General features: G+C 55.6%; 14 protein-coding genes, 1 tRNA gene and 1 pseudogene. 2 read left to right on the forward strand and 14 right to left on the reverse strand.

Translation table 11 applies throughout. The annotated features are described in order from the left end of the window. Positions 1-2: 2 nt before the first annotated feature. On the reverse strand, positions 3-590 hold the full coding sequence (locus N8E88_RS27165; protein ID WP_262293291.1) for a thioredoxin family protein: 588 nt from the start codon (positions 588-590) through the stop codon (positions 3-5). 360 nt (positions 591-950) lie between these two features. Between N8E88_RS27165 and N8E88_RS27170 the strand changes: the two genes are divergently transcribed. Together N8E88_RS27170 and N8E88_RS27175 are read left to right on the forward strand one after the other, a co-directional pair. Then, entirely contained in the window at positions 951-2402 is a 1452-nt protein-coding gene (locus N8E88_RS27170; RefSeq protein ID WP_410010707.1) for a DHA2 family efflux MFS transporter permease subunit, read from the forward strand. A 126-nt stretch (positions 2403-2528) separates the two neighbouring features. Beyond that, complete coding sequence (locus tag N8E88_RS27175; RefSeq protein WP_262295653.1) at positions 2529-3218, forward strand: pentapeptide repeat-containing protein; 690 nt, start codon at positions 2529-2531, stop codon at positions 3216-3218. Positions 3219-3226: 8 nt separating this feature from the next. On the opposite strand, the gene N8E88_RS27180 is transcribed toward N8E88_RS27175, so the two are convergent. The 13 genes and pseudogenes from N8E88_RS27180 to N8E88_RS27240 all read right to left on the reverse strand — a co-directional run bounded on the left by N8E88_RS27180 (position 3227) and on the right by N8E88_RS27240 (position 17095). After that, complete coding sequence (locus N8E88_RS27180) at positions 3227-3532, reverse strand: hypothetical protein (protein ID WP_262293293.1); 306 nt, start codon at positions 3530-3532, stop codon at positions 3227-3229. Between the two features lie 337 nt (positions 3533-3869). Next, positions 3870-4625, reverse strand: coding sequence for a LuxR C-terminal-related transcriptional regulator (locus N8E88_RS27185; protein ID WP_262293294.1), 756 nt, complete (start codon positions 4623-4625; stop codon positions 3870-3872). Positions 4626-4672: 47 nt separating this feature from the next. Continuing rightward, on the reverse strand, positions 4673-4909 hold the full coding sequence (locus N8E88_RS27190; protein ID WP_262293295.1) for a hypothetical protein: 237 nt from the start codon (positions 4907-4909) through the stop codon (positions 4673-4675). A gap of 491 nt (positions 4910-5400) precedes the next feature. Further along, positions 5401-6369, reverse strand: coding sequence for a S8 family serine peptidase (locus N8E88_RS27195; protein WP_262293296.1), 969 nt, complete (start codon positions 6367-6369; stop codon positions 5401-5403). A 49-nt stretch (positions 6370-6418) separates the two neighbouring features. Next, entirely contained in the window at positions 6419-7105 is a 687-nt protein-coding gene (locus tag N8E88_RS27200; protein ID WP_262293297.1) for a hypothetical protein, read from the reverse strand. A gap of 52 nt (positions 7106-7157) precedes the next feature. Then, positions 7158-8108, reverse strand: a complete 951-nt coding sequence (locus N8E88_RS27205) for a phosphatase PAP2 family protein (RefSeq protein WP_262293298.1) — start codon at positions 8106-8108, stop codon at positions 7158-7160. A 45-nt stretch (positions 8109-8153) separates the two neighbouring features. Continuing rightward, complete coding sequence (locus N8E88_RS27210; RefSeq protein WP_262293299.1) at positions 8154-9983, reverse strand: SARP family transcriptional regulator; 1830 nt, start codon at positions 9981-9983, stop codon at positions 8154-8156. 348 nt (positions 9984-10331) lie between these two features. Beyond that, a complete protein-coding gene (locus tag N8E88_RS27215) occupies positions 10332-11078 on the reverse strand; it encodes an ABC transporter ATP-binding protein (RefSeq protein WP_262293300.1) in 747 nt (248 codons plus the stop codon). A gap of 30 nt (positions 11079-11108) precedes the next feature. Then, positions 11109-11861, reverse strand: coding sequence for an ABC transporter permease (locus N8E88_RS27220; protein ID WP_262293301.1), 753 nt, complete (start codon positions 11859-11861; stop codon positions 11109-11111). A gap of 297 nt (positions 11862-12158) precedes the next feature. After that, complete coding sequence (locus tag N8E88_RS27225; RefSeq protein WP_262293302.1) at positions 12159-13214, reverse strand: LCP family protein; 1056 nt, start codon at positions 13212-13214, stop codon at positions 12159-12161. A gap of 277 nt (positions 13215-13491) precedes the next feature. Further along, positions 13492-13581 (reverse strand) — tRNA-Ser (locus tag N8E88_RS27230). Between the two features lie 150 nt (positions 13582-13731). Then, a pseudogene (locus N8E88_RS27235) lies at positions 13732-16030 on the reverse strand (tetratricopeptide repeat protein). Positions 16031-16087: 57 nt separating this feature from the next. After that, the gene (locus tag N8E88_RS27240; RefSeq protein WP_262293303.1) at positions 16088-17095 is read right to left on the reverse strand and encodes an HAD family hydrolase; all 1008 of its coding nucleotides are present in this window, start codon (positions 17093-17095) and stop codon (positions 16088-16090) included. Positions 17096-17186 lie beyond the last annotated feature (91 nt).

The raw sequence follows: 17186 nt of genomic DNA on the forward strand, positions 1-17186 counted from the left end.
TCTCAAGCAGCGTGAGAGAGCGAGGACGGCTCATTGCCTTCCAGCCATTTGATGTTGCAGCCGATGGATGCGACCTGCTTGTCAGATGGCTTCTGGCCGAGAAGCACAGCATCGACAGCGGCTCTGATATCCGCGCCTGTTACCGGCCTGCCGTTGCCAGGACGCGCATCATCGAACTGACCGTGATAGGCGAGACGGCGCTCCGCATCGAAGAGAAACAGATCGGGCGTACAGGCGGCGCGGTAGGCCTTGGCAACGGTCTGTGACCCGTCCTTCAGATATGGAAATGAATAGCCGAAGTTGGCGGCTTCCTCGCCGATGCGCGCAAGCGTTTCCTCCGGATGCGCCTTCGCGTCATTGCTGTTGATGGCGACGATCTGCAATCCCTTCGGCGCATATTCGAGCGCAAACTGTGCCAGCGCTTCCCGCAGCAACACAACGAACGGACAACGGTTGGAGATGAAAGCGACGAGCAAAGCGGGCTTTTCGGAGAAGCTCGAAAGCTCGTAAAGTTTTCCTTCCGCATCCGGCAAGATGAAGTCAGCGGCTTTTGTGCCGAGCGTAATGGCGTTTGATTCTGTCTTAGGCATTGTGCGCTCCCATTGATCAAAATGTGTCGGCAGAGCTCGTAGGGCTGCCTGACGCCAATACTCTACTGAATTGGTAGTGTATGAAGAGGCATATTATTTTGGAGATGGCGGATTTTTGAAAATTCTTGTCCTCCCGGCACCGGACCCGATTGAAATGAGAGACCAGAAAAGAGGCGCGGGCCGAATTTTTGGCCCGGAGTTGTGAGCTGAGGCCTTTTTGTCGCGCCATGCAGAAAAGCGAAAAGACATATGGCCATAGCCAGCGTCGAGGATTATATCCCGCTCATCCAAGCCAACAGTGCTTACTATCTGCGGTTGCCTCCACTGGATCCGACCGTGCCATCGAGAGCTATTCCAGCGATGTCAGACCAGACTTGTCAGGTCGCTACCGGCCAGCCGAGCGCTCCCATCGGAGCGACTCAAAACCCGGCTCCAAATTTTCGATTAATCGCTCTGATCATCGCCAGCGCCATGTTCATGGAGCAACTCGATGCAACAGTCCTTGCGACCGCGCTGCCGACAATGGCGCGCGATTTCGGCGTCAGCCCGCCATCGATGAGTATCGCGCTGACATCGTATCTCCTGAGCCTGGCGATCTTTATTCCTGCCAGCGGCCGGGTGGCAGACCGGTTTGGATCCCGTACGGTTTTTCGCACGGCGATTGCTGTGTTCACACTTGGGTCGATTCTCTGTGCCCAAGCGCCGAACCTCACATTTCTGGTGGTTGCAAGGCTGATCCAGGGGCTTGGCGGCGCCATGATGATGCCGGTCGGGCGTCTCGTCCTGATGCGAAGCGTCCAGCGCAAGGACTTCGTTGCGGCCATGTCATGGCTGCTTGTGCCCGCGCTTATCGGCCCGATCCTCGGACCGCCAGTTGGCGGCTTGATCGTCACCTATCTCGATTGGCGCTGGATATTCTATATCAATGTTCCCATCGGCATTCTCGGGTTCATCCTGGTTTCAATATACATCGAGGAGTTCAAGGGTGAATCGAAGGGCAAGTTCGACACCTTCGGACTGTTTCTTTCCGGCGTATCGCTGGGTTCCCTGCTGTTCGGATTCGAAATGTCCAGTCGAAGCGGCGAGGCGGGGACGTCCATTCTTCTCATCGCTATCGGACTTGTCTTCGGTGCAGCCTACCTGCGTCACGCGCGCAATCACCCGTCACCGATCCTCGATTTTTCCCTGATGCGGGTTCCAAGTTTCAAGGAGTCGGTCATGGCCGGTTCGCTGACCCGCATCACGCAGGGCGCACAACCATTTCTATTGCCGCTCATGCTGCAACTGCAGTTCGGGCTTTCGGCCGCTTCGGCTGGTGGCATCGTGGTTGCAACGGCGCTTGGATCGATGCTGATGAAGGCGACAGCCGGCAAAATCCTGAGACGATACGGTTTCCGCAACAGCCTGACTGTCATCGGCTGGATTTCAACGCTTGGCTACGCGCTTTGTGCGTTCTTTCGTCCGGATTGGCCAATCTGGCTCATCTTCACGATCCTGTTCTTTTGCGGGTTCTTCATGTCGTTCCAGTTCACCGCCTACAATATTGTCGCCTATGACCAGATCGATCGCGAGCGGATGAGTTCGGCAACGAGCTTCTATACGACCTTCCAGCAACTGATGCTTTCGCTCGGTATCTGCGTCGGCGCACTGGCCCTGAACACCTCGATGCTTGTGCAAGATCACACGGACCCCAAGCTTGGCGACTTTTCCGTGGCGTTTCTAGTGGTCACGGCAATCTCGCTCACCGCGACGATCTGGAACAGGCGTTTCTCGCCCAACGCGGGTTCTGACATTAGCGGCCATCAGGCATAGGTGCGGCGGGGTCAGTCGAGCCGCATCACACAATATCTGCGCCGCGCAATTATCCGAATTGAATTTCAGTCGGCAAGGCGCCATTCTCCCGATTAACGAGGAGTCTTTTCAGCAATGCGAACAATAATGTCCCTGGCTTTCGTGATGGTTGTTTCAACCGCCGCGTCCACATATGGGTGTGGGGCAGCGGCGGCAGCGGATTGCGGCAGCATGGCTTCGCCAGGCCTTGACTGGAGTGAATGCAACAAGAAAAGCATCATCATTCCGGGGAGCAATCTGGAAGGAGCCAATCTGACCGGAACCGATTTCAATGCAACGGATCTGGGCAATTCCAACGTCAACTCAGCAAATTTCGAAAAGGCCAGCTTGATGCGGGCGTCCTTGGCGGGTGCCAAAGCCGAGAATGCCAATTTTACCAGGGTTGAAGCCTATCGATCAAATTTCACCAATGTTTCTGCCGATGGCGCATCTTTCGCCAGTGCGGAATTTCAGCGCGGCGATTTCAGCGGAGCAAGCCTGAAGAAAGCAAACTTTGAGAAGGCAGAGCTTGGGCGGGCAAATTTCCAAAAGGCAATATTGACAGACGCACGGTTTTTCCTCGCGAACCTTTCGCGCGCTGACCTGACAGGGGCCACGATGGGAGGCAAGCCAGTGTTCGAAGGTGCATTCATGTTCCGCACCAGAGTAGAGGGGGTGGACTTGTCCGGTGCGCAAGGCCTGCAACAGTCACAAATCGATCTTGCGTGTGGCGACACGTCAACGAAGCTACCGGCCGGATTGTCTACTCCCGGCAGTTGGCCCTGCACGGCCGATTAAGAAGCCACCTAGAGCTGATCATTGTACGGTTCTTTGGTCTCCGCAACGAGTTTGGTCAATTCCGAGAAGGACCAAGGTTTTTCTGCTCCGGTATCGTTGGCGATCTGGAGGATCCTGATAGGAAAGCAAACAGCGTCCCGGTTGGACGGCGACAGGTCTTCGGCAAAACGATTATCTCCATGGGCAGTCGCCTCGGCTTTCTGAAACGCGACGTCCAACTCGTCTTGCGAAACAAGCCCCTTGGCCACGAGCAACCGGTTTATCGACGCAATGGCGAGACAGAGACCTTCGATCTGCAGATTGGCTGCGTTCATAGCTGACGTCCTTCTGGTTGAATTCGCTCAACGTCTGGAAGCGCTGTTCGATCCAATTTAGAGGAATTAATCGTAACCCCATTGCCCGTGATGACAGGTGAGGCCCAGGTAGCCCGTTTTGGTGGACTATACTGAGCCTCGTGTCAGGATACTTTTTGGAACTTGTCCAATGCCATCCTGGCAGAGATACAACGCGCAACGATCCCGATGGTTCCAAAATTTTATGAAATTTGCCCATAAGTGCCGCACTCAAAAAAGGACCCTCCACAAGAGGGAGGGTCAGGTGCAGGAGCGGCCCCCGTCGCCCCTAACAGCGTTCTATTTGCTGAACGACGCTTTAAGAAATTTCCTCAAACAGGGCGTTGATTTTGTAAATCGCTTCTGCCCGGTTCGTCGCCCGAACCTTTCTTAGGATATTGCGCATGTGAACTTTCACCGTGTTTGGAGCAAGCCCGAGGGCATAGGCAATCGTCTTGTTTGCTTTTCCCTGCCGCAGGACGTCAATGACCTGATGTTCCCGTCGTGTGAACATTTCCAGACGCTTGGACTGATGCCGTCTGGCCCCGAAGATGCGTTGAATATCGTTCAGGTTTTCAGCCGCGACGAAAACACCTCCTGCCAACGCCATCGATATTGCTTCAACGCACACTGATATTCCGGCGTTGCCCGGAAGGTAACCACGTGCACCTTGCTGGAGAACGCCCAGGATTTGCTGCAGTCCGCATAGTTCTGCCTGCACAATAACCGGGACTTTCGGAAATCTGCGAACAAGCGCCCCGATTTCCAGCACGATGGAGTTATCCATGAATCGGGAGTCGCCCACGCATAGAAGGATGACCGAAAATGCCTCCGCTTCATATGTCTCTATATCTTCGACAGAGCTATATGTGGCCATGCGCAGTCCAAGCCCATTGGATAGAAGTCCTCGCGAAAGGTGCTCTCGAGCAATGGTACGTCCGTCAATAATGGCAAGGGTCCGTTGTGGACGGAGTTCTGTCGATGCAATGTGGAACGCTGCACGGCGGGCCGCCGCATGCCGATTGTAAACGGCATGATCGGCTTCCGGTATTCGTTCATACATAATTCCTGACATTTTCTTATCCCCAGTTTCTCATTGACACAGGTTCGCAACATTGAATTTCAATTGCACCACGTTTGACTGTTGCTGGTTCGCGCGCGGCTGATGCGCGCCATGCGTTCGATCAAGAGTTGTATTGCACCGTAGGAGAGTTCCATTTCACCCCTCTTACTTTGCAGTGCACCGATGGCTGCCAGGCGTTTAACCGTTTGATCGTTTATTCGCCGGATGGTTTCGCCCTGTGACAGGCGTTTCAGTGCTTCCCAGTCGTCTGTCGATAGCTCACTCATTAGAACCATGTTCGTCGAGCTCCATGAATTGTCCGGCGATACCTTGCTGCCGTTACGATCTCATCGAAAATAGCGGGAACTGCCGCGGCAGGTCCGCTGCGAACGGGATTGTCCCTTCGGGTCATTGACAATCGGACACGGTTGAAAAGCAGGCTTGTGCACCGGAGCCAGGATCGAAAGATGAATAATACGGATCTCCTGCTCCACTGTTGCTTTCAGCCTCGTGTAAGAAAGGCGAAGACCGGTCGGCAATCTCGGTCGCTTGATCAATCTGGCAAACGATGACCACCGGTATTTTCTTGTAAGAATTGTTGACATCGGTTTTCCCTCCTGCAGACTTTGATCTCCGGATCGATTGGATTGCCGGAGCATTGAGAGAATATTACCGGGGGGGCGTCTCCAGAGCGCTGTCTGACCGTCAAGGCACCGTCAAAAATGCAGGGCAAAACGTAAAAAAGACCCGCGAACGGGTCCTTTTGGGTGTTTTTGTCGAGCTCGCGTCAACTGTTCAGCACTGCACCGACGGCCTTGGCTGCATTGAGCAGTCCCGCTCCAAAAAAGTACCTGGGATCGATGACATCTTCGTGGTCCCCATTCATGCAGTCAGGTGTCAGAGTACGAATACCCGGACCGACATTGCTGCTTCGGCTGGACGCTTCCTCGAGGATGGACTTGACAGCTATCCCGTCTAATTTACCTGATCCACCGTGAACGGCACGATGGGCCCGTTGAACGAGAGCTGCAACGCCCCCGACCAAGGCTGCAGCTCCAGACGTGCCGCCAAAGCTGGTGTAGTAACCACCCCCAACGCCGGGATTATTTGCGGAGGGGAGCAGTGTGGACCAAGGGGCCTTTCCCTCATCATAACCAAAAACTCCTGGAAGGTCCGTGCTCAATAGACTGAGGTGGGAATAGCAATATTCTTTCCCGGTATCCGGGCTATACTGATGCTTGGCGATCAAGGGCGATAGACGATTGATCCGCAGTTGATGGCGATTGAACACCTCGCCATCATCAGAAGGCGCAACGAGAGTCAGGCCTTCGCCATAGTTGCTGTAGCCGGACCGGAAACCTTCAACCGTGACTGCACCGACGGCGATAATCCCGTTGTCGGGAGCTGCGAGGCTCGCTGGATAGATTAGCTGGCTTTCGCCGCTATTGCCGGCAGCGCAAATCACCGGAATCTTTCGGCTCACACCGATAATCAGCTGTTTCAGGATATTCCACATGCGGTCCGGGTTGGAGGCCGGCTGCGTTGCCTTGGGCTCGAGTTCCCCGGGTCCCTGTTCCGCCAAGGCGATACGCGCAAACAGATCCGCAGCATCACGATTGGCCCAGCGCTCCAGGTCGGCCTTCAATTCGTTCTTCGGCTCAATGGCGCTTCGTTTCGGATCGGGTATGCCGCGGGGCATGACGATAACGTCAACGTTCTGCGAATATGCATAAAGGAACGCAGCTATGAACTGCACAGCATTTTCTTCGAACGACGTCGTAATGTTAACGAGGCGCGAAACAGGATCAGCACCAAAGTAAGGTAACAGGTTGGGATTCTTGTTGGGATGGGTCTCGGTCGAGATCGGAATTCGTAAAGATGTCTTCTGGTGGAGATGGGTGTGTGCCGCCCTCCGATGGCAAGGCGGCAGGCTCGGCCACAATCAAACCGGCGCATGCGGTGCCATGAGCTGCGAACATGGTGTTCGAATCCAGTATCCGGCGCACGACGCCGTACGAGGCAGCATACTCCGCCACAATGTCGTCCAGATATTCCTTGTCATCAACCGATAGTCCGAGGTTTCCGAGTCCGGATATATCCAGTTCGGTGAAAAATGCCTCTTTCTCCTCCTTGTACGTACTGTCTGTATCGTCGAGGATGTCCAACGCACGCGCACCGTATCTGTGCGTTGCCAGGTCGATGGAAGCAGTTTGATCGATTCGAGTTGTCAGGTTCGGATGATCTGGAGATATCCCGACATCAATGAGAGCCACTCGCGCGGGTGAAACCGTAGCCACGTTGGCAATGGTGTCCCAGACTGAACCGGAAATAACAGGAGAAGGCGTGGCGCGCAGGGCACTCTCATTATTGGATGGTATCGGACCACTCGAGGATCCGAAGTCCGCGGTAATCACGCCCAAAGCAGCCAAATGCCAGAGATAATAATAGCCGGCGGGTGCAGGCTTTGTGTTGTCGGATTGGAGGAGCGCCATCTGTAACCTCATTTACACTCTAGAGTAATCACTGAAGCTGAATGCACCTTCTTCACACCCATTCCTTGTGCACCGCATTATACGTCGCGGCGAACGCATCTCTCAGATAGGGAGCGAATCGGCGGGCCAGATCACGTCCTGCTTTCGTATCGCTCGGATAATGAAGGCCGGCCCATTCACGATTTTCTGCGACATTTTGGGCAATTCGCGCCAATTCCTCGGTCGCGGGATGCTCGGGAAGGATGGTGTTGAATGCAAACACAATGGAAAAGGCTTGGAATGCATGATTGCTTTGGAAGGATTCGTGCGCTGGAACTGGCAGGAGCGGCCGCAGGCGCGGTTCAAACTGACTGGGCCGCAACCGATTGAACTTATTTTTGTAAATCAGCCCAACATACTCGCACGCGGTCAGGATATTCTGGAAAAGCCCCTCGGTCTGTTCGAACCCGGCTATGTTCTCGATATAGAGAGGTCGTGTAAACTCGGCGACCGATAGCGAGGCTTCCTGTTGAATATCCGGGAGTCGTCTGGCTCGCTCGCGGTCGCGCTTCTGCATCGACAGAAGAACTTTGGTTTCAAGGCGGCTGAAATCCGGCCCCGGTGGCGGAGTAATGTCGAGCATTTCCCACGTGAACCGGGCGGCAGCCGTAAAGGCGTTCCGGGAAGGTTGCTGGTGCAGCCTGCGCAACTGGAACGACGGTATCAATTGTGCATTGCCGGTGCTGATTCCGCCGAATGAGGTTTTGTTCTTGTTTTTGTTCTTGTTCAGCGAGGACTTGTTCAACACCGTCTTGTTGGCAACACCGCCGCTCCCGAAAGCGGCTCCCGCAAGCGGCGTCTGCGGGCTAGCGACACCGGCCCCATCTGCTGCAGGCTGGCCCGATTGCGGGTCAATTGTGACGAACGGCAAAGGAGGGCAGGGCGATACGTGATCGGCATCGACCTCAAATCGAAAACTGTTCAGGAACTGTATCAGCGGTGATTGCTTAGCAACGTCGACCATTTCGCGTATCCTTCATCTTCGAACCGAATTTTGATTGAGGAAGAACTACCGGAGCTTGACACCGGCTTTGGTAAGCCCGGCGATCAGCATTTTGCCTCCCCCAGTTTTCAACAGCGGGTAGCGATTGTCCTTGAGGGACTCGATCGAGAAATTCGGTTCGACAGCCTCGAGGCGTTCTACATACCTTCCCGCCAATTCCATCTCATCCCGATGTGCATGGCTTGCCGCCATATAGCGCAGGAGGGAATTGAAATCCGGACGCATCCTAAGCGCGTCTTCACCAGCAGCAATGGCGGCTGCGTGATCGCCGGCCAGAGCCGCACTGATGCACTTCGTCGTGTCGAAATAATATTTGTGCACGCTGTAGAACCCCAGGTTCTGGACCCAGTTAGCCATGGCCATCGCCTTTTCAGGCTGCCCAGCGTAACAATGCAACATGGAGTAAAGATCCCAACCGAGTGGTTGAGCGGGATTGATCCTTATCGCTCTCTCGAACAGTCCGGCCGCATAGTCGTATTCGCAGAATAAGAATGAATGGACGTGCCCAACGAGAGCGAGCGCAACGGAATTGTTGACATCCAGCTCCAATGCCTTGCGGGCGTAGAATTCGGCTTCTTCGATTATTGTCGAGTCATAGGGGCTGAAACGCTGCCCAACACGAAAGGTCCTGATAAAGGCAAGCCATGCATAGACAGAGGAAGAGGGCCGATCAGCAGCAATTTTATGAAGGATGCGTTCCGCTCTATCGAGATCCTCCCGGGACAATCGAAAAATAGAGTTGACCGCCTCGACCAAAGTTGTTTCGCGCTCCAGTTTCCCGCCTTCAGCACGGAAGAGAAAGCTGCCATGGACTTCATCGATCAGATGATTGATGAGCGCATGCAACTGATTGCTTTCACCTCTCTCGAGCAGTCGCTGATCGACTACGCAACTATCTTTCCAGATCAGACTATGATCGGCCAAACGCAGAATACTCGCCACGATAAGGACAGTTTGACTGGTGAGCGTCAGTTCCAGCTGTATGCCGATGGGCGTTGCCAGTGCGATTTCGCTGCCCAGTCCAACATCGTTCGACGAATTCGCCCAAGGTCCTCCGCCGAAGGAAAAGTCAGTGACACGGATATCGGTTCCCTCAACGAGTGACTTTGCGATGAGACTCGTAACCTCCGATGCCAGAATCGGCCCATTTTCGCCTTGTCCGGCGATGCGCGAGGGCAAGATCGCGACCACCCATTGTCTCGAACTGACGTTGGAACCCGAGCCACCAGCCGTATCGTCCGATGGCCCATTTGCAGTCCCATCATCCTTACCCCGATTGCTGGCCGTCAAAGGAACGAGGGGAGTTGGTGCCCGCTGTTCACGCGCAAACTCCAGCTTTGGTTCGAATTTATGCTGAAGCTGCCCTTCATCGTAACGACGCTGCCACACCTGACGCTCCAGTGTCAGCCACTCCTCGAATTCTGGGTCTCTGACGTCGACGCCTTCGAGAAAATGTTCGGCTGCGACTTCGTCATCTCCCGCTATGTGGCCCTCGGCAAGGATTTCATCGATATCCAGCCGTATGCAGTCCATGCGAAGCGAGACGGTGTTTTTGTCAGCCACGAGGATATCGCGTGCATTACCCAGACATTTACGGATATCGAGTAATGCCTGGCGAAGACTGGCGGAAGCCTGGTCCTCCGGCCGGTCGCTCCAAAGTTTGTCACGGAGCCATACTCTTGAACGTGATCCCCTAAGGGAGACAGCCAGCATAGCTAGGATCGCTTGAGACTTCTGGGATTTTGGCGTCAGAACCTTCCCCTCCGGATCAGTGATCGCGAAGGGTCCAATAAGGTACATGCGATAAGCCGCTTCGCTCTGCTGACTGCGGTCCATCAGAGTTAGTCCCCGAGGAGCCTCGTAAGTTGCTTTATCTTGTTTACGCTTAGGCTCCCGTTCCAAGTTTGGCACAAAAAGCAACTTTGGCAACATATCTGCGTCTATTGGCAGCCCTCGCGGGTAAACAGGAACGCTTATTCCCGGGAAGTTGTACACTATTCTGCTCCCAATTTGGAGCCAGATGGGCTGGCTGGATTACAGGGACATACAACCCGTGTGTCATTCCAGCGTGAAACCAGCGTGAATTATGGTCAAAAAAATAGGTAGGTGCAGATTTTCGGAACACTCCTGAACGGCCGGTCCGGCGCGAACCGGCTATGCCTACGGACCTTCGACGACAAAGCGCTATGATCGGCCGAAATAGGCGTTCGCAACCGTCTCGGCATCGCCATCCATTTTGATTTTTCCGTGTTCAAGCCAGACGATCCGGGTGCAGTTCTTGACAAGCAGGTCTTTAGAATGGCTGGCGATAATCAAGATCTTGGTTTTGTTGACGAGCTCGTGCAGGCGTTCGTTTGCTTTGTGCTGAAATCCTTCATCGCCCGCGGCCAGCCATTCATCCATGATCAGGATTTCCGGTTGTATGACGGTCGAGATGGAAAATGCCAGGCGAAGTTGCATACCCGTCGAGTATGTCCTCACGGGCATGTCGAGAAAACTACCCAACTCCGAGAATTCCTCGATTTCTGCCTGCTTCTCGGCCATTTGCCGTTTGGTGAACCCTAGGAGAGCGCCGCGAATTCCGATGTTTTCGCGACCCGTCGCCTCGGCATCGATTCCCAGCGAAATATTGATCAAGGATGTGCATTTTCCTTGAATCGATATGCGTCCGCCCGAAGGATAATAAACACCGCTCATCACCCGCAGAAGCGTGGTCTTTCCAGAGCCGTTGTGACCTATCAGCCCCAGCCTGTCGCCATCATTGAGAGAGATATTGATCGATTCCAGCCCTCTGATGACGACATGACCGTCAGCGTTGGACCCAATCGTGCCTCCGGTTGCCAGGCTCATCACCTGGTTCTTGAGAGACCTGCTTTTTGCATTGTAGATGGGAAAATCTACAGTGACATCTTCGAGAGTCATTGAAGTCATGATCACCTTCGCGAATTCGTTGGGCTGTTTTTATAACCAATAGGTAACGCGTGAGCGAAAGCGGTTGAGGAAGAGGAGAGCAGCGGTCCATCCGGCAAGTGCCATGACGACGACGACGCCCCAATTGAGAAGCGTACCAGTCCCGCCAAGCAAGGGATCTCTGATGACGCTGATGAGATGATAGAAGGGGTTGAAATCAAGTATCAAAATTGATTTGTCGGCGGGTAGTTGATGGGGTTGCCACATGATCGGTGTAACGTACATACCAACTTGCATGATGTTCTGTATGATTTGTGTCAAATCGCGATAGCGAGTGCATATCACCGACAGGATAACCATCATCCACAGCATATTCAGAGAAACCAGAAAGAATGCTGGAATAACAAGCAAGGCATTGAAGCTTATAAATTTCCCGAATATCAAAAGAACTACGGGAAAAATGACGATATTATGGAATAATATTATCGAGTTTCTCCACCATGTCCTGAGGATGTATGTGAAAAACGGCAACGGCAGTTGAAGCATTGTTTCCGTATTGGAAATGAAGCTTAGGCAGCCCTCATTGATCAACTGGGAATAGTAGCCCCACATTATCAGGCCGACACAGATGAACGGCAGGAACTCGGACATCGGCGACCTGAAAATCGTTCCAAAAATGAGACCCAGTGCACCGATGAGAACACCCATGTTGATAGTGAGCCAGAAAGCTCCCACACTCGATCTGCGATAGCGCTGCGCCACATCTTGCCAACCGAGAAGCGCAGCGAGACGGAAATTACCCACCGCGGCCGTGACGTCTTCCCACGCGGTTATCTTTTGGGAGTTCGCTATCGTCATGGGCATGTGGTCTTTCTCTGGATCGTAACAGGGTGGTGTTGAACGATGGGCTATATACTTAATGCCCCGGGGGTTCTATGCGGCATCAAGTTCCACCAACAACAACGAAAAGTGGCGGTAGCATGAAGAGGGCAGTCTCTGAAAGCCCTCAAGCACTCGATAATAGCGGGAAGGCCGTCATGCGGCCGTGTTTGGCGCGGGATGCATTCAATTGATACGCTTCCTTGCGCCGGGAGTTTTGGCTTACAGGACGGAATTCACTGGCGGGCAGGGTGCCGTTGCCGGCGGCGCCTCGGGTGAGTTGGGCCTGACCTTGGTCCCGGTGAGGGGCTTGTCGGCGGCGATCAACCGGAACAGTTTCTTGGCCGGTCCCTGAAGCCATTCCACCCGGCCGGGGTAGGTCGAGGAGTAGCGCCATGGCGTGATGACGAAGTGAACCTTGTCGGACGACAGCCTGCGGGTAGCAAGCGCGAGGTCCAACATCACGCCGAGCGTAAGGCCGGGGTCGGCGGTGATAGACTTGGTAGCAGTGTTGAGGAAGCCGAACAGCCGCACCGGGTTGATCAGAGTCCAGCTGCTCAGCGTCTTCTTCGCCATGGCCGCCACGAAATCCTGCTGGCGCTGGATGCGGCCGATGTCGGACCTGTCGCCAATACTATGGCGGGTCCGGACGTACCCCAACGCCTGTTCTCCAAGCAGCGTTTGCCACCCGGTGGGCAGGTCTAACTGGACGTATTCGTCGCGGATAGGCTCAGGGATGCAGAGGTCCACTCCGCCAATCGCATCCACCATGCCCTTGAAACCGATGAAATCAACCGTGACGAAATGGTCGATATGGATGCCAGTGAGCGTTTCCACGGTCTTCCAGGTGCAGCCGATACCGCCGGAGCTGAATGACGAGTTTATCATGCCGATGCGCCGTTGCTGACCCGGCCGCCTTTCCCGGGAGCGGCAGGGTGGAAGCTCCACCAGCGAGTCGCGCGGAAAGCTGATCACGGCCGCCTCGTTGCGCGTGGGGGACATGTGCACAAGCATAATAATGTCCGCACGTTTCCCGGCGTACTTGTCGTCTCTCTGGTCCGACCCGACGACCAGGATGTTAAGCGCAGCGGTCGGTGCCTTGGCCGGGCGGGCGTCGCCGAGATCCTCGCGGGTGACTTCGATTTGCCTGACATTGCTGGTGAGCTTCGCGTAAATGGCGGCAGGCAGGGCCAGCCCGACGATGATGACAATGAATGGCCACCGCAGGTAGGGGCGGCGTTGGGGCTTGTCCCCGGTTGCCGGCTGCTCGTCGATCAACCCACCGCTCACATGTTTCTCCGGGATGGGTTGGACGATAACCGCCACTGGCGGGGCCTGCCCGAACCCGATATATCCTGCCAGAAAAGATTCTATTCATACTCATCCAGAACGCAAGAGGCGACGCAGCCATAGCTCGACAGCAGGCGGTTACAGCTCGTCCAGGCCATCGTTGGCAAGAGACATCGAACTCAACGCCGATGCATAAACCGTATGGAGACGAGGCAGCCTTCCTAGTTCAAAAACGGATTGGAAACTAACAGCGCTCTGTGTGAAATGGCGGAGGGGGTGGGATTCGAACCCACGGTAGGCTCTCACCTACGCCGGTTTTCAAGACCGGTGCCTTAAACCGCTCGGCCACCCCTCCAACCTGTTGAAAAAACTTGATGATCTGGTTCATGATCATTTCGGCAATAAGCGGTTTGCTACCGAATGTTTATTCGGAGGCCTTTATAGCCTTTCGGATTGCAGCGTCAACCTGTTCTGCTGCGTTCGCCTGCATTCATTGTTGTTGATCTCAGTTGGCTCCAGTTGCAGCGCGCAACTGCTTGATCAGCTCGGCTAGTTGCGGGTCGTCCGGGCGCTGCCGAGCCAGTGCATCGGCATATCTCAACGTTTCGGGATAGCGGCGAAGCTTCAGCCCATACTGGATGGCCGTGCCAAGAAGACTGGCATCGGTTTCTCCACCTGCAACCGCAAGATCAAGCAACGCGAGGGCTTCCCCGGTACGCCCGGCCGAATCCAGCGCAATGGCGAGCGTTGTCTTGTACCGGCTGTTGCCGGGGTCAAGCCGGACAGCCTCATCCAGTTCCCCGATCGCTTCTGGCAGGGCTTTCTGGCGAACGAGCGACAGAGCGTGTCCATAGCGGAGATCAGCCTGATCGGGTGACGCCGCGATCGCCTCGGCATAGGCCTGTTCGGACTTTTCGTTCTGGCCCGTCGCGCGGTAGAGTTCGGCTAGGTTGATGCGTGCACCTGAAAGCGCCGGATCGAGGTCGATTGCCTGGCGAAACGCTTGTTCGGCCTCGCCCGCGCGTTGCTGACCAAAAAGAAAGGTGCCAAAATTGTTCTGTGTCTCCGCAACGTCGGCATTGGCCTGGACATAGACACGCAGATCTTCGACGGCTGTGTCGAAGTTCTTTCTCGCATCGCCAAGCAAATCGAGGGAGGGGGTGCTGCCGAGAGCGGTAACAGCGGCAACGCGCACGGCGCGCGTGTCGTCGGCAAGAAGCCGCCCTATTGCATCCAGCCGTTGTTCCGGTGGCAGATTAGCGGCCCCCTCTGCTGCCCCAAGCCGGACGAGTGGCTCCGGATCTTCCGCTGCCGCTCTTATGTCGGCAGCGATGTTTTGTCCGCCGACGCGGCTCATCGCGGCCACCGCGCTGCCTCGGACGATGCCCGCCTGTTCGCCGTCGGCGACGATCTTGCGCAATGCCTCGATCGATTGCGGATGGTTCTGTGCCGCGCCCGCAAAAGCATGTGCAGTTGTTTTGCGCTCACGCCAGGCCTTGCCATACCACACGTCCATGGTGTCGGCCGCCCAGGCGTTGCTCTTTTCCTGGTGGCAGGTGGTGCAAGCGTTCGGCGTGCCATAAGCGGCCGACAGGTCAGGACGCGGCACGACGAAAGAGTGGTCGCGCCGCGGGTCGACCTTCATATAGGTACGCTCAGGCATATGGCAATTGGTGCACTGCGACCCCGATGACCCCGTCGCATGACGCGTGTGGGCGGGGGTGTCGAAATCGCCGCCCGGATTGAACTTCACAAAGCGCTCCGGTGGCAATTTCGTATGACATTGGGTGCACAAGGCATTGCCCTGCGCCTTGAGTTTGGCTTCATGTTGCGTATGGCAATCGAGGCAGGTGACACCTGCTGTTGCCATCTTGCTCTGTTGGAAAGAGCCGTACTCGAATACCTCGTCGAGTATCTGCCCGTCAGGGAAATAGAGGTCAGGCCGGAGTAGCGCCGGGGAGAATTGGTCGAGAAACGGCCGTCCGGCCTGTTGGCCGCCGAGAAGCTTGGTCCGTCGCGAGTGACAGCCAAAGCAAGCGCTCGCATCAGGCTTCGAAAGTCCTGGATCGGGGCCTATGGTCGTCAGGGCAGGCTGCTGCCTAGCCTCCGCCCACTCGACATGTTTCGCGCCGGCGCCATGACAGGACTGGCAGCCGATGCTGGTCGCGACATAAGTTGACCGGTATTCCTTCGTCGCTGGCTGGAAGTTGATCTGGGGATCGGTTGAATGACAGTCGATGCAGGTCCGGTTCCAGCGGTAGAACGGGCCCGTCCAGTGATAGGTGGAACCCGGTTTTGCCGGCTTGCCTTCGCCCAGCCAGAGCCATCGCTGTTTTTCCGTGTCCCAGGCAATGTCGAGCGCCTGCAGCTTGCCACCGCCGGTATCGGCGAGATATTGCTGCAGCGGTTCGTAGGCAAAAGTATACTTGACCTCGAATTCTGCCTGCTGGCCGTCAGCGCCCTCGGTGCGGACAAAGAAGCGCTTGTCTCGCTGAAAAAACGTTGAAACAAGGCCATCGTGCTCGAAGCGGGCTTTGTTGAAATCCGCCCGCACTGTCTTGTCGTTGGCGATGGCCATCGCCTTGGCGTGATTCTGATTTGGCAAATGCCGCGGCCTCATTGGAGTGGCATAATGTGCAGGTTTTCTCGTCTACGAATCCCTCATGTATGGAGATCAGCGAATCAGTATTGGAAGCAGGGACATTCTCGGCGGCAATAGCCTGCCCGACGAATACGAGCAGAAAGGTAAGCGAAAATGCCGTCCAAAGCGCGGTATGACGAGCGCGCAACCGGATCTTTCGCATTTCAGTCAGCACAACGTTACCCGCACCCGCATCCAATCGTTTATCCGGCTGTCCGTCCTATTTCTCTGGAAAAATCTGCTTCCAGTCGGCCTTCATGTCCACGACGGTCCACTGGTTCACGGCAGCAGCATCGAGCGCCGTATCGAGGCGGCCGAATTCCGTATTCCGGTCGTAGGCATATTCGCGCTCGGCATCGGTGTGGTGTACGATCATGCCGAAAGCGGGCTTGTCGCCCAGGGTCGTCCACTGCAGCATCTCGAGATCGCCATCGGAATTGCCGAACGCGGCGATCGGGCGACGGCCTATGTGCTCGTTGATACCAACAGGCTTGCCGGCCTTGTCGTCGATGAAGTTGACTTGCGGCAGCCGCATCAGGGTCGGGGATCCGTCCTTCATCTCAAACTGCGTCTTGATCGATGAGCCGACGACCTGCTCGGGCGGAACGCCATAGACCTTTTCGGTCCAGGGCCGCATCAACTCGATGCCACCACCCGATACGATGAAGGTCTTGAAGCCATTGGCGCGCAGATAGGCGAGCAGTTCGAGCATCGGCTGATAGACCAGCTCGGTGTAAGGCTTCTTGAAGCGCGGGTCTCGCGCGGTTGCAATCCAGTCGGTGACGATCTTCTGGAACTCCTCGCTGGTCATTCCGGCATGGGTCGCCATGATGAGCTCCAACAGCCCCTTTTCGCCGGCTGCGGCAAGGGTCTTCATGTCCCCTTCGAGCACTGCCCTGAATGGCTGCGTTTCCTTCCATTCCGGATGCGATGCGGCCTCGGCCTTTACCCGGTCGAGAGCGAAGGCGAGCTGGGTGTACATCGGATGCTCGACCCACAAGGTGCCATCATTGTCGAACACGGCGATGCGTTCCGGTTCCGCCACGAAGTCGGTTGAGCCTTCCTTGGTCACCTTCTCGACGAAAGCGACGATGGCCGCCTTTGGTGCCGTGTCGTTCCATGACGGCAGGGGATCGTTTTGCGCCAACGCCGGGACAGCGACAAGAAGGATGGCCGCGATACCCAGCGCTGCAACGCAGGCAACTTTGGCAAGATAAGCTTTGAACATGATGAAATCCTCCAATGCCATCTACGCGTGTCCATACGCGCAAGCGGATTGAGCGAGAGGCCCCCCGGCTCGGCCGGGGGGTATTTCAGTA

The sequence above is a fragment of the Phyllobacterium zundukense genome, from assembly GCF_025452195.1.
GTDB classification, from domain to species: domain Bacteria; phylum Pseudomonadota; class Alphaproteobacteria; order Rhizobiales; family Rhizobiaceae; genus Phyllobacterium; species Phyllobacterium zundukense_A.

Coding starts and splice junctions, on each gene's coding strand:
- N8E88_RS27185 (WP_262293294.1), bottom strand. CDS start 4,625: ATGTCAGGAATTATGTATGAACGAATACCGGAAGCCGATCATGCCGTT.
- N8E88_RS27210 (WP_262293299.1), bottom strand. CDS start 9,983: ATGGACCGCAGTCAGCAGAGCGAAGCGGCTTATCGCATGTACCTTATT.
- N8E88_RS27215 (WP_262293300.1), bottom strand. CDS start 11,078: ATGACTTCAATGACTCTCGAAGATGTCACTGTAGATTTTCCCATCTAC.
- N8E88_RS27240 (WP_262293303.1), bottom strand. CDS start 17,095: ATGTTCAAAGCTTATCTTGCCAAAGTTGCCTGCGTTGCAGCGCTGGGT.
- N8E88_RS27175 (WP_262295653.1), top strand. CDS start 2,529: ATGTCCCTGGCTTTCGTGATGGTTGTTTCAACCGCCGCGTCCACATAT.
- N8E88_RS27190 (WP_262293295.1), bottom strand. CDS start 4,909: ATGGTTCTAATGAGTGAGCTATCGACAGACGACTGGGAAGCACTGAAA.
- N8E88_RS27180 (WP_262293293.1), bottom strand. CDS start 3,532: ATGAACGCAGCCAATCTGCAGATCGAAGGTCTCTGTCTCGCCATTGCG.
- N8E88_RS27200 (WP_262293297.1), bottom strand. CDS start 7,105: ATGGCGCTCCTCCAATCCGACAACACAAAGCCTGCACCCGCCGGCTAT.
- N8E88_RS27165 (WP_262293291.1), bottom strand. CDS start 590: ATGCCTAAGACAGAATCAAACGCCATTACGCTCGGCACAAAAGCCGCT.
- N8E88_RS27170 (WP_410010707.1), top strand. CDS start 951: ATGTCAGACCAGACTTGTCAGGTCGCTACCGGCCAGCCGAGCGCTCCC.
- N8E88_RS27205 (WP_262293298.1), bottom strand. CDS start 8,108: ATGGTCGACGTTGCTAAGCAATCACCGCTGATACAGTTCCTGAACAGT.